Source organism: Paraburkholderia sp. GAS348, assembly GCF_050434205.1.
In the GTDB taxonomy this organism is placed as follows: Bacteria; Pseudomonadota; Gammaproteobacteria; order Burkholderiales; family Burkholderiaceae; genus Paraburkholderia.
The window spans coordinates 133,959-147,069 of sequence record NZ_JBNPVT010000008.1; the positions used below are offsets into that span (position 1 = coordinate 133,959).

Annotated in this window: 9 protein-coding genes and 1 pseudogene; 4 read left to right on the forward strand and 6 right to left on the reverse strand. The window is 62.6% G+C overall.

Translation table 11 applies throughout. From position 1 onward, the window contains the following. The first annotated feature begins 8 nt into the window (after nt 1–8). The 4 genes from P3T22_RS16210 (at nt 9) to P3T22_RS16225 (ending at nt 5,651) form a co-directional block, all read left to right on the forward strand. On the forward strand, nt 9–239 hold the full coding sequence (locus P3T22_RS16210) for a hypothetical protein (RefSeq protein WP_429325457.1): 231 nt from the start codon (nt 9–11) through the stop codon (nt 237–239). 59 nt (nt 240–298) lie between these two features. Beyond that, nucleotides 299–544, forward strand: coding sequence for a hypothetical protein (locus tag P3T22_RS16215; RefSeq protein ID WP_429325458.1), 246 nt, complete (start codon nt 299–301; stop codon nt 542–544). 230 nt (nt 545–774) lie between these two features. After that, nucleotides 775–1,746 (forward strand): ion channel, encoded by a 972-nt coding sequence (locus P3T22_RS16220; RefSeq protein WP_429325459.1) that lies wholly within the window; start codon nt 775–777, stop codon nt 1,744–1,746. 317 nt (nt 1,747–2,063) lie between these two features. Beyond that, nucleotides 2,064–5,651 (forward strand): indolepyruvate ferredoxin oxidoreductase family protein, encoded by a 3,588-nt coding sequence (locus tag P3T22_RS16225; RefSeq protein ID WP_429325460.1) that lies wholly within the window; start codon nt 2,064–2,066, stop codon nt 5,649–5,651. Between the two features lie 116 nt (nt 5,652–5,767). Here P3T22_RS16225 and P3T22_RS16230 read toward each other — a convergent pair whose 3' ends face one another. The 6 genes and pseudogenes from P3T22_RS16230 to P3T22_RS16255 form a co-directional block, all read right to left on the reverse strand. Beyond that, nucleotides 5,768–6,511 (reverse strand): copper homeostasis protein CutC, encoded by a 744-nt coding sequence (locus P3T22_RS16230; RefSeq protein WP_429325461.1) that lies wholly within the window; start codon nt 6,509–6,511, stop codon nt 5,768–5,770. Nucleotides 6,512–6,723: 212 nt separating this feature from the next. Continuing rightward, entirely contained in the window at nt 6,724–7,992 is a 1,269-nt protein-coding gene (locus P3T22_RS16235; protein ID WP_429325462.1) for a sensor domain-containing phosphodiesterase, read from the reverse strand. 279 nt (nt 7,993–8,271) lie between these two features. Further along, the gene (locus tag P3T22_RS16240; protein WP_429325463.1) at nt 8,272–9,579 is read right to left on the reverse strand and encodes a solute carrier family 23 protein; all 1,308 of its coding nucleotides are present in this window, start codon (nt 9,577–9,579) and stop codon (nt 8,272–8,274) included. Nucleotides 9,580–9,713: 134 nt separating this feature from the next. Next, nucleotides 9,714–9,965 (reverse strand): annotated as a pseudogene (locus P3T22_RS16245) (methyl-accepting chemotaxis protein); the annotation flags it as partial. 309 nt (nt 9,966–10,274) lie between these two features. Next, entirely contained in the window at nt 10,275–10,889 is a 615-nt protein-coding gene (locus P3T22_RS16250) for a DUF2239 family protein (RefSeq protein WP_429325464.1), read from the reverse strand. Nucleotides 10,890–11,065: 176 nt separating this feature from the next. Then, complete coding sequence (locus P3T22_RS16255; RefSeq protein ID WP_429325465.1) at nt 11,066–12,577, reverse strand: sensor domain-containing diguanylate cyclase; 1,512 nt, start codon at nt 12,575–12,577, stop codon at nt 11,066–11,068. Nucleotides 12,578–13,111 lie beyond the last annotated feature (534 nt).

Below are 13,111 nucleotides of genomic sequence, written 5' to 3' on the forward strand. Positions count from 1 at the left end.
GCGTCGCCATGGATGACATCACCTACACCAAAGGCATCTACACGGCCACCGCGTCGATGAGAGAAGTACAAAGCGACACGTGGCAGGGCCTGGTCACGCTTTCCCGCGACGAAGGCGAAGCGTCGGAAGACCAGGAGACTACGGTCTACGAAGTCGAAGCCACCTCGTCCACGCCGGAGGAAGCCCTCGAGGAAGCCAAGGCCCTCGCGCACCGCATCCTCGGGGAAATCGAACTCTAGACAAACCGGCGCCGCGCCCATCGCACGGCGCCCCCTGAATCAACCGGCTGGAGGCGACCATGGCTGAACAGCTCTTCCTCTACGGCGTGTACTCGATTCACGTCCGCCCTCTCGAACTCAACGGCGCCCGCTGGGACGCGGAATACGAAATCCGGCATCGCGAGAAAGCCGTCCAGTCGTGGGCCACCGTGGGCGGCGACAACGGCTATGGTGACGAAGCCGAAGCCGTCGCCGCAGCACACCAGCAGGCCGTCGACGACATCGAACACGGCGCCGGCATTCCGAAGCCGCGGGCCTTTCCGTAGACCCACGGCGAGTGTGCCCGGCACCGCGTGCGCGCCAGCGAACGTAGTCGCGGCGCCCCGGGCGCGTTCGCCCGAAACACCGCAGGCGCGCGTTGGAAACGCCACGCTGAAGCCCCTGCAGGCCACAGTAGAGACACGACTTCCACCGCCCCTGCAGCGCGCCGAAAATCAGCTTCTGCGCGCTAACCGGCGTGCTACGCTTTGCGCGTTTTCATCTCCACGGGCACGCGATGGCTACTGAACCGTCAAACCGCTTTTCCGGCATCGGCGACGACGAAACGCGGGCGCAGAAGCATCGCGCGCGCGGCAGCCGGGAATTGCGCCTGGACGATCGCGTAGTCATCGCCCACGGCATGCCGACGCCGCTCTGGCAGGATCTCTATCACCGTGCACTGGTCGTCCGCTGGCCGACGTTCTTTGTCTCGCTCGGGGTTTTGTTCCTGCTGCTCAACACCGTGTTTGCCGCGCTCTACATGCTCGGCCAGGGGCCGATCGCCAATCAGTTTCCGTCGGGCTTCGGCGGCGCATTTTTCTTCAGCGTCGAAACGCTCGCGACGGTCGGCTATGGCGACATGCACCCGCAAACCGTCTACGCCCATTGGATCGCGACGCTGGAGATCTTTGTCGGCATGTCCAGTATCGCCTTGGCGACGGGGCTGATCTTCGCGCGCTTCTCACGCCCGCACGCGAAAATCATGTTCGCGCGCTACGCGGTCGTGCGGCCGATCGATGGCCGCATGACGCTGATGGTGCGCGCCGCCAACGCGCGTCAAAATGTGATCGCCGAAGCGCGTGCGAAGCTGCGCATCATGCGGCTGGAGACCACCGTCGAAGGTTTTACGCTGCGCAAGCTCTACGATCTGACGCTGGTGCGCGACCAGCATCCCGTGTTCAAACTGGGCTGGGTTCTGATGCACGTCATCGACGAAAGCAGCCCGCTATTTGGCGAGACCGCCGAAACGCTCAAGGACCGTGACGCGTCGCTGCTGCTCACGCTCGAAGGGGTCGACGAATCGACCTCGCAGACCATGCAGGCGCGTCACATGTGGAGTTGCGAGCAGATCCGCTGGCAATACCGGTTCGTCGACATCATGCGCGAGGAAGACGGCGTGAGTCACATCGACTACTCGCATTTCGACGAGGTCGTGCCGCTCGACTCGGCGCCGGTCGCCGCGCCTATGGCGAAGGCGCCGGCATCGTAAAAACAGGACTAAAACGCACCAGGGCATACCCGAATCCGCCCGTTGCGTGGAAGATCCATCTCAAAACCTCATTAAAACGAGTGAGCCGTCGCGCTGTTTCGCGGAACGCCTCGCTAAGTAGAAAAAATTCACTCCAATTGGCGCTAAAAAATAGAGTCTCTTTCGTCGCGTCACCTTTTGGGGTCCCCACCCCACCGCGCGCGGATGCAAAACCGCAATTAATTGCATGGGATCGGAGTAAGCATGGGACCAGAGTAAGCGCTAAAGCGCCAACTCTGGTCGACACGCTAACTCCGATCGACAACGGAGACTCCCCCATGACCGCTCGCCTGCCCATCGACGGCACGCCCGCTCTCGCCGACTACAAGCTATCCGACAATCTCACCGCCACCCGCGGACGGATTTTCCTCACCGGTACCCAGGCGCTGGTGCGCCTTGCGCTGATGCAGCGCGCAGTCGACCGCGCGCACGGCTTGAACACGGCCGGCTTCATCAGCGGCTATCGCGGCTCGCCGCTCGGCATGGTCGACCAGCAGTTGTGGAAAGCGAAGAAACTGCTCACCGCGAGTGATATTCGCTTTTTGCCGGCGATCAACGAAGAACTGGGCGGCACCGCGGTGCTCGGTACGCAACGGGTGGAATCGGACCCGGAGCGTACGGTCGAAGGCGTGTTCGCGATGTGGTACGGCAAGGGCCCGGGCGTGGACCGCGCGGGCGATGCGCTGAAGCACGGCAACGCGTACGGCTCGTCGCCGCACGGTGGCGTGCTGGTGGTGGCGGGCGACGACCACGGCTGCGTGTCGTCGTCGATGCCGCATCAGAGCGACTTCGCGTTGATGGCCTGGCATATGCCGGTGGTGAATCCGTCGAACATTGCCGACATGCTCGAGTTCGGCCTGTATGGCTGGGCACTGTCGCGTTTCTCCGGTGCGTGGGTCGGCTACAAGGCGATCTCGGAAACGGTTGAATCCGGCTCGACGGTGGACCTCGATGCGCTGCAAACCGAATGGGCGATTCCACAGGATTTCGAAGCACCCACCGGCGGTTTGCATAACCGCTGGCCCGATCTGCCCAGCCTGACGATCGAATCCCGGATGCACGCGAAACTCGATGCGGTTCGTCATTTCGCGCGCACCAATAGCATCGACAAATGGATCGCGCCGAGTCCGCATGCGAATGTGGGTATCGTCACCTGCGGCAAGGCGCATCTCGACTTGATGGAAACGCTCCGCCGGCTCGATCTGACTGTGGCCGATCTGGACGCGGCCGGTGTGCGCATCTACAAGGTCGGCTTGTCGTTTCCGCTGGAAATGACACGCATCGACGCGTTCGTGTCCCGCTTGTCCGAAGTACTGGTGATCGAGGAGAAAGGCCCGGTCATCGAACAGCAGATCAAAGACTATCTGTACAACCGCACGCAAGGCACTCGGCCGATCGTGGTCGGCAAGAACGCCGAAGACGGCACGCTGCTGCTGTCGTCGCTCGGTGAATTGCGGCCGTCGCGCATTCTGCCGGTGTTCGCGAACTGGCTCGCGAAGCACAAACCCGCGTTGGATCGCCGCGAACGTGTGGTCGATCTGGTTGCGCCGCAAATCCTCTCGAATGCGGCGGATAGCGTGAAGCGGACGCCGTATTTCTGCTCGGGCTGCCCACACAACACGTCGACCAAAGTACCTGAAGGTTCGATTGCGCATGCGGGGATCGGCTGTCACTTCATGGCGTCGTGGATGGAGCGCGACACCACCGGCCTGATTCAGATGGGCGGCGAAGGCGTCGATTGGGCCTCGCATTCGATGTTCACAAAAACGCGCCACGTATTCCAGAATCTCGGCGACGGCACCTACTTTCACTCGGGTATTCTCGCGATCCGCCAGGCGGTGGCCGCGAACACCACCATCACCTACAAGATCCTCTATAACGATGCGGTCGCGATGACGGGCGGCCAGCCGGTCGACGGCAGCATCTCGGTGCCGCAGATCGCGCGTCAGGTGGAAGCCGAAGGCGTGTCGCGTTTCGTCGTGGTCAGCGACGAGCCGGAGAAATACGACGGCCATCACGACCAGTTCCCGAAGGGCACGACGTTCCACCATCGCAACGAAATGGACACGGTGCAGCGCGCGTTGCGCGATATCGACGGCGTGACCGTGCTGATCTACGACCAGACCTGTGCGGCGGAAAAACGGCGTCGCCGGAAAAAAGGCGAGTTTCCCGATCCGGACAAGCGTCTGTTCATCAACGAGGAAGTCTGCGAAGGCTGCGGCGATTGCGGCGTGCAATCGAACTGTCTGTCGGTCGAACCGGTTGAAACCGCGTTGGGACGCAAGCGCCGCATCGATCAATCGTCCTGCAATAAAGACTATTCCTGCGTGAACGGTTTCTGCCCGAGCTTCGTCACCGTGGAAGGCGGCAAGCTGAAGAAGGCCGCGGGCGCCGCGTTCGATCCAGCCGCGCTCGCCGCACGCGTCGACGCCTTGCCGATTCCCGCGACACATCTCGATGCCGCGCCGTACGACATCCTGGTGACCGGCGTTGGCGGCACGGGGGTCGTGACCGTCGGCGCATTAATCAGCATGGCCGCGCATCTGGAAGGCAAGAGCGCGTCGGTGCTCGACTTCATGGGCTTCGCGCAAAAGGGCGGCTCGGTGCAGTCGTTCGTGCGCTTCGCCGCGCGCGACGAGTGGCTCAATCAGGTGCGCATCGACACGCAACAGGCCGACGTGCTGCTCGCCTGCGACATGGTGGTGGGTGCGAGCGCCGATGCCTTGCAAACGGTACGTCATGGCCGCACGCGCATCGTCGTCAACACGCATGCGATCCCGAATGCGACCTTCGTGCAGAATCCGGACGCGACGCTGCATGCCGATGCATTGATCGACAAGATGCGCCACGCGGCAGGCGACGATCGCATGTCGACGTGCGACGCCCAGGCGCTCGCCACGCGTTTTCTCGGCGACACCATCGGCGCGAACATTCTGATGCTCGGTTATGCCTGGCAACTCGGTCTGGTGCCGGTGTCGTTCGCCGCGATGATGCGCGCGATTGAATTGAACAACGTCGCGGTGCAGATGAATCAACTGGCGTTTTCGATCGGGCGTGTGGCTGCGGAAGACCCGGTCGCGCTGGAATCGCTGTGGCAAGCACGGCATCTGGCGAAGCAGGCGGTGCGCGTCGATACGCTCGACGAATTGATCGCGCATCGCGAGGGCCGTCTCCAGACATACGGTGGCGCGAGCTATGTGAAGCGATATCGCGCGCTGGTCGATGCGGCGCGCCGTGCCGAAACCGCGCTCGATGCAAAGAGCGAGCACATCACGCGCGCCGTGGCGACGACGTTCTATCGTCTGCTCGCGGTAAAAGACGAGTACGAAGTCGCGCGGCTGCATACGGATGCGGCCTTCCGTGAAGCGTTGGAAGCGCAATTCGAAGGCGTGGCGGGCAAGGACTTCGGCATCAAGTTCAACCTCGCACCGCCGACGCTCACGCGTCCTCAACCGGGCGTCAATCCGACCAAGAAGACGTTCGGTCAATGGATGTGGCCGGTGCTCGGCGTGATGGCGAAATTCAGCGGTCTGCGTGGCACGATGCTCGATCCGTTCGGCCGCACGCTGGAACGCAAAATGGAGCGCGAACTCGCCGACGACTACGAAACCACATTGCACCGCGCGCTCTCGAAACTCAACGCGAACAATCTGGAAGACGTCGCGAAACTCGCGGATCTGCATGCTCGTGTACGCGGTTATGGCCACGTGAAACTGGCGAATCTGGCGGGCGTGAAGCGCGGCGAGCGCGATCTCGCGGCGCGCTTGCAGATCGAAGCAGCGACGAGCCCGTCGGTGAAGAAGTCGCTCGATGAAGTGAAGGGCGCCGGGCAGTTGCGAGGAATTCCGGTGGTCGTTGCGAAGTAGTTCTTTTGCTCCGTGAATGAAAAATGCCGCTTCGGGTTGAACCTCGAAGCGGCATTTTTTGCCTGATGGATTTGTCACGCGTTGCGTCTGGTAGCGTTGCTTATCTTCCTGACTAATCAGCTACGCTTTGCGTCCAGTAGCGCTCTCACCTGCGCGACTTTCGCCGCGTCAACGGGCGCAAGACTGTTGCCGCCAACGCGCACACCCGACCCGAAGTGAACCGCTTGAACTTGCGTCTCGCTCACGAAGCCGGCAACCGCATCGATGGTCAACCCCGCGCCCGCCAACACCGTGCAATGTGAGCCGGACGCTTGCCGTACCAGCTCGCGCACGATCGACTCCGCCTGCAGCACCGAAGGTTTTCCGCCCGAGGTCAGCACATTCGTCACGGCGCCGAAACCGAGCAGCACATCGAGCGCTTTTTGCAGATCGCGCGTTTCGTCGAACGCGCGGTGAAACGTGATGGCCATTCCATCAGCCGCATCGATTGCGCGCGCGAGGCCTTCGCGATCGATCTCACCGTCTGGCGTCAGCATGCCGATCACCACGCCGTTCGCGCCGGCCGCTTTGACTGCACGCACGTCGCGCAGCATCACGGCGTAGTCGTCGGCGTCGTACACGAACGAGCGGCTATGCGGCCGCACGATCACGTTGACCGGCACGCCGGCCGCCGGAGCGCCGGCCGCCGCGTTGGCAGCGCGGAAATCCGCCGCGGCAACCACCGCCTCGATCAACCCAAGGCTCGGCGTTAAACCACCCTCGCCCATCGCGGTGACGAGTTCAAGGCGGTTCGCGCCCGCCTGCACGGCAAGCCGGGCGTCGGCAACGGTCGTGGCGATGACTTCGAGTAGGACTGGCATAGCGCGGCTGTGTGTCGTTAAAAGCGACATGATCTCAGAACCGCCACGCGCCCTTCCCATCTGAACGATGAGGACCGCCGCTCGCGCTGCCAATTTGAGCCACCGGTGCCGCCACTCACCGTTCCGATCTATACCATCAGAGCCGCTACTCGCCCTTCCAATCTAAACCACCAGGACCGCCGCTCATCCTCACGAGCGAACCATCGGAATCGTTATTCTTCGACCCAATCGATATCGCCGCACAGCACACATGTCTGCTCGCCAACACGCGTCGCGACCGAAAGCGTCACGCACGGCAAGGCCTCGTTGATCGACAGATACGGACGCGTCACGTGCACACGTTCCGGCGCGCTGATCGCCGCGCGGAAATACGGACGACGCAGCCAGTTCGCCCCTTGCGCGTCGGCAAGCGGCAAAAAGCGCGTCTCAGGCGCCGCGCGATCGACGCGCAACACGACGTTGCGGCCCGCCTGCTTGCCCCTCGCGTCGAGCAAAAAACAGCGCGCGGCATGGTCGAGCCCGAGGAAATTCCAGCAGACCTCCTCGAGTGGTTCGCCGGCGGCGAGCCGTTCCGCGGCGCGCTCGAACGCCCGCAGGTACGGTGTGAGACGGCTCGCATTGCGGCGCTCGCGCGCTTCGGCCTGATCGCGATAGCGGTCAGTGACTTCGCTGATGCAGGTCATGGCGTGCGCCGCGTCGGCCGCGCCGGGATTCGGCCGGCCGAAGAAAAAACCCTGCACGAAGTCCGCGTCGCAAGCGAGCGCCATCTGCGCTTCATGCTCCGTTTCTACGCCTTCGATCAGCACCAGCTTGCCCGCTTCGTGCAGCAGCGCCACCAGCCCCGGCAGGATCGCCGCCATATCCGCACGATGCGCGGCATGCGACAGCATGATGCGGTCGAGCTTCACGATATCGGGATTCAATTGCCAGATCCGTTCGACATTCGAGTGGCCCGCGCCGAAGTCGTCGAGTGCGATCAGGAAGCCGCGCTCACGGAACTGGCGCACCGCGTCGGCAAGGCGTTCGAGATCGTCCGCGCGTTGTTCGAGCACCTCGAGCACGATCCGCCGCGGCGGCAGATCGAGCCGCCGGAGATTGGCGAGCAAGGCGGCGGCGAGATACGGATCGGTGAGCGCGCCGGGATGGACGTTCAGGAACAGCCATTCGTGCTCGGCGCCAAGCACCTTGAAGTTCTCCAGATGCAGCGTTTGAGCGAGCCGGTCGACTTGCAGCACGTCGCCCAGACGCGCCGCCTCGCCGAAGACGTCGAGCGGCGACACGGGCCGGTCGAGCGCGTCGTGCGCGCGCAGCAGCCCTTCGTAGCCGACCGCCCGCATATGCGACAGGCTGAAAATCGGTTGAAACACGCTGGTCAAAGTCAGCTCGCCATGCTGCGCCGAAAAACGTTCGAGCCCCGACGTCACTTCGACATCGAAACCATGCGGCGCGCTGGCCATCCTTTCCTGTTGCGCAATCGTCATGCAATCCTCTCACGCGAGGGCCGGGCCGGTCCGAACGCGGAAGCGAACAACCTCGGCACCGATCCTCAAAATGTGCGTCATCGATATTCCTTAAGCAAGGTCCATGCGCACGGTGGCGCACATTCGAATGGTATTTGCGTGTGGAGTTGCACCGGCGAAAGGGGCAGTGCGCCGCCCGCGGGCGTGGCGCGCACCGTTGAGGTGCATTGCCGGCGGCGTTGGTCTTTTTTGAAAGTGCCCGCCCCGCACTGGGGCGACGCTAATAAACCAAAACTACTCTTAAGCCACCGGCCCTTGCGCCGGCTTCCTCCTCAGAAGAGCATAAAGAATAATCGCCCCAAAGGTAGCGGTACCAATCCCCCCAAGCCCAAACCCGCCAAGCTTCAAAGAAAAATCCCCAGCCCCCAGCACGAGCGTCACCGCCGCAACAATCAGATTCCGATTGTCAGAAAAATCCACCTTATTGACGACCCAAATTCGCGCACCCGTCACGGCAATCAACCCAAACACAACAATCGAAACACCGCCCAGCACAGGCCCCGGAATAGTCTGAATCACCGCCCCAAACTTCGGCGAAAAGCCAAGCACAAGAGCAATAAGCGCGGCAATAACAAACACCAGCGTCGAATAGATCTTGGTCACCGCCATCACGCCGATGTTCTCGGCATACGTCGTCACCCCCGTGCCGCCGGCAAACCCGGACAGCATCGTCGCAAGTCCATCGCCGAGAAACGCGCGGCCGACATAGCGGTCGAGGTTCTGACCGGTCATCGCGCTCACTGCCTTGATGTGCCCAAGATTCTCAGCAACCAGAATCACCGCAATCGGTGCAAGCAAGGTCATCGCCTGCATGCTGAAAACCGGTGCGGTGAAATGCGGCATACCGAACCATGCGGCATTCGCCACAATCGCAAAGTCGATCGGCTTGCCCATGCCGAGACCATTCGTGACGATCGCGTAAATCACATACGCCATCAACAAACCAACCAGAATCAGCAATCGCTGCAGCATGCCGCGCGCGAACACCGCGACCGCACCGACGCACAGCACCGTCACCAGCGCCATCCACGAATCGAAGTTGCTGTCGCTCACGCCATGCACCGCAATCGGCGCCAGATTCAGCCCGATCACGCAGACAATCGCCCCGGTCACGACCGGTGGCATCAGCGTTTCAATCCACCGCGTGCCGACCGCCGACACGATCAGGCCAATGATCCCGTACACCGCCCCGCAAGCAATGATCCCGCCCAACGCCACCGGGATGTTCATATTCGGACCGTGACCGCCATATCCCGTCACCGCGATCACCAAACCGATGAACGAGAAGCTCGAGCCGAGATAGCTCGGCACGCGCCCCCCCACCAGCACGAAGAACAACAGCGTGCCGATCCCCGACATGAAGATGCACAGGTTCGGATCGAAGCCCATCAGCAACGGCGCAAGCACGGTCGAGCCGAACATGGCGACGACGTGCTGAACGCCCATCGCAAACATCTGCGGCCACGCGAGCCGCTCGTCCGTGGCGACAATGCGGCCCTCGGCAGCGTTCGGCTGAACGCGCCAGCGTGGGAAGTAGGAATCGGCCATGGCGGGGGTTCTCCTCTATCGGCGTTTTAGTGGACGGTGCAACGAAACTGCGCCGTCTGGGAATTACGCGCGAGTGTACGGAGAGCCACCAGGCCTGGCAAGGGCGGCTGAAACTGCGCTAAGTGCGCTACTCACGCCGCGCCATGCGCAACACCGCCCGCCTGCTGCGCGTTCTCGGCATTCATCTTCACCGTCGAGGTCGATTGCTGCATGCTCGACGCGGTTTCCTGCCACGCGGCCGCCTGTTCTTCGGTGCGTTGCGACAGATCGGTGTTGCCCTGCGCGATCTCGCCCGAGGCCATCAGGATCGATTCGCTCGATTCGCTGATGCACGAGACGATGCCCGCCAGCCACTCACGCATGTTGCGTAGCGCGAACAGCATGCTGCCGGCGGCGTAGCCGAGATTCGCGGCGGCAAGATCGGAATCGATCTTGTGGCGGTTCGCCTCTTCCATCCAGTAGAGGCCGCGCCGGGTCGCTGGGTCCATGCGCCTTTTTGCGTCGGCGCAGTGATTGGGATTTGTCTGATATATGGGGATGAGCTGAACTCTTAGACTTTGTTTGCTGCGTTCGCCCCCATGAGCGCACGCGATGTTGTAACTCTCCGACTTTCCGCTCACGCTCCCCCGGCGTGAGCGGATTTTTTTTCGTCCATGCGCTTCGTCGGCGGCGCACTCGTCAGTACGCGTTCGAATTTACGGATGCCTGAAGAAAGCGTCTGCGGCAAGACGGAGCGTGTGGTTGCGCACGTCCTCTGGCCATGCCACAACGATGTCTTCAAAACGCACCCGATCGTCTGCGTAGAGCGCGCGCGTCGCATCTTCATAATCAGGCAGATTGCCGGCGAGTGCGGTCATGAAGCGATACACCGCTTCTTGCGCGGCGCGTTGGCGGTCCTTGTCCTCGCCCGCAAGCCGCGCCGCTTCGACTAGTTTGCGCAGCGCAACCGAAGCGCCCCCTGATTGCCCGTTGAGCCAATCCCAATGACGCGGCAGTAACGTGACCTCTCTCGCCACCACACCGAGCTTGGGCCGACCACGGCCACGGGGGGCGTCGTCCTCCCCGGCATCAGCGATCGGAGCCGGCTGCTCGGCGGGCGCCTCGCTGGTCAGCCGCGCGAGAATTTCTTCAGGCGTGCCGCGCAAATCAAACTCGACCGGGCGGCTCGTGATGTTGTCGAAAATCAGCACAGGCGCCCGTTCGCCGCGCGCCAGCACCTCGCGTACAGCGAGCGCAACCTCGGGCAACGGACCCGAGGCGATGCGGCGGTGCCCCTCGAAGGCAGTGCAGGTAGCAGGAAGGGGGATCATGACAAACTCCAGAAGAATGGATCTGTCGAATTATACCCGGGTATAAATTAAGCGCAATATATTGCCCGGGTAAAATTACCCGGAGCGGCACCCGATGAGTCCTGCCCCGCCAGCGGTAGCCTTCTGCCTGAACTCGACGCGATCGGCGGACCGGCACCTGGCGAAATGGTCCTGCCTTATCCCGCCGGTGACACGACGTCGCTGCGTCGATCCGCCCGCGCCGCCGCCGGATAACACAGCACGCGGTTGCGTCCCGCGTCCTTCGCTTCGTAGAGCGCCTCGTCCGCGGCGTTGACGAGTGCGCGGCTCGTCGCGAATCTCTGGCTCCTGGTGCATGCAATGCCGATGCTGATGGTCAGCACGTGGTGTGAACTCGCGACATGGCGAAGCTCGAGTGCCTGAACCGCGGCGCGAATTTTCTCGGCGATACACGCCGCCCCGGCTTCGTCGGTTTCCGGCAGCAGCACGGCGAATTCTTCACCGCCATAGCGCGCCGCAGTATCGCCCGGACGCCGCACACTCTGGCCAATGCAGCGCGCCACGGCAATGAGCGCGTCGTCGCCGGCCGAATGGCCGTATAGATCGTTGAAGCCCTTGAACGTGTCGACATCGATCAGCAGCATCGACAATGGCCACTCGTTGCGTTGCGCCCGGCGCCACTCCTCCTCCGCATGTTCCTCGAAAGTGCGGCGATTGTTCAGGCCGGTCAGCCCGTCGGTGCTCGCCAGCACGCGCAACTCTTCTTCGGCAGCGCGGCGCTGCCGCAGTTGTTGCGAGAACAGGATGGCAAGCGCAATGATCGCCGCGTCGAGCGCCGCGATCAGCGTGCCGAAGATCCACGCGCGATGCCGCCACTGCACATAGATATCGTGCGTAGAGAGCGCAACGTCGAGAATCATCGGATACATATCGATATGGCGGAACGCGTACCAGCGCTCGACACCGTCGATCGCCGCCGTGCCGAAGAAGTCCCCGCTTGGCTGCAGGAGGAAGCGTGTGTAGTTCGCGGTGCCGGCCAGACTCCGGCCGATGACTTTTGGATCGTAGGGGCGCCGCATCAGCATCGTGCCGTCGCTCAGCATCAGCGCCATCGAACCGCCCGCGCCGAGATTCATGCCGGCGAACAGGCGTCTGAAGTAAGTCAGGCGCATCGTGCCGACGACCACGCCGCCAAAGCTGCCGTCCGGCCGCGAGATGCGCCGGCTCAACGCAATGCTCACGTCCTTGCCGGTCACCTTGGGCATGAACGGGTGGCTAACATACAGGCCGACATGGGGGGAATCGCGCTGAACCTGGAAATAGTCGCGCTCGGCGAGATTGAGTTGGCGCGGAGGCGTGGATTGCGAAGCGAAGATGACGTTGCCGGCGGGGTCGAGTACGAAAATCGAACCCATGTCTTTTGCGCTGGCGGAGCTGTCGAACAGCACCATCTGGCGAATCGCCGGCGGCAGGTCCAACACGCCGGGTTGGTTCAGGCCGTCGACGACGGCCCGCAGCGACAGATCGTAGATCTCGAGATTGCGCGACACGTCGCGTTCGACCAGCAGCGAGACGTTGAAGACGGAATCCTGTGCACGCCGCAGTGCGTCATCGCGCATCTGCGCCAATACCCACACCGTAATCGCAAGTATCGCGCCGGCTAGCACGATGCTGATCGCAATCACGATGTTCGGTCGACGCGTCACCATAAACTGTTCATTCGAGCATGCGCTGACCTACGCGCGTGAAGAAGTTGGCCGCGTCCGGAAGCCGCGTCTCGTGAAACGGTAGCCTACCAGAGGCTGAGGCGTATCAAAGCGGGGAAAGACAGGTTTTTCGTGGACTGGGCGAAAATTTAGCGATGGCGTGCTTCAAGCCGCTGGCGCCGGCGGCCAATTTCCGAAACGGCACGGACGTTAGATTCTGCGCCTGCGTTTTGCACCTGCGTGGACCTTCGCCCTACAACCAGCGGGGCAGCGCGCGGACGCCACGTCGATCCGGCTCAGCCGGCGCGCAGATCGACCGCCGGCTCGGATGCGGTGCGGCTGAGCGCGCGGATATCGGCGACTTCGAGCACCGCTTTGGCAGCGCCAGGTGGCCGAAGCCCGCATTGTTCACGACTACATCGAGCCGGCCGAATGCATCTGACACGCATCGCGTGCAAGCCAGGTAAAAAAATACGCTCAATGCCTTCAGTACATGGGAATCCAATCCGATAACCGATAAATGGGATACCCATTTAT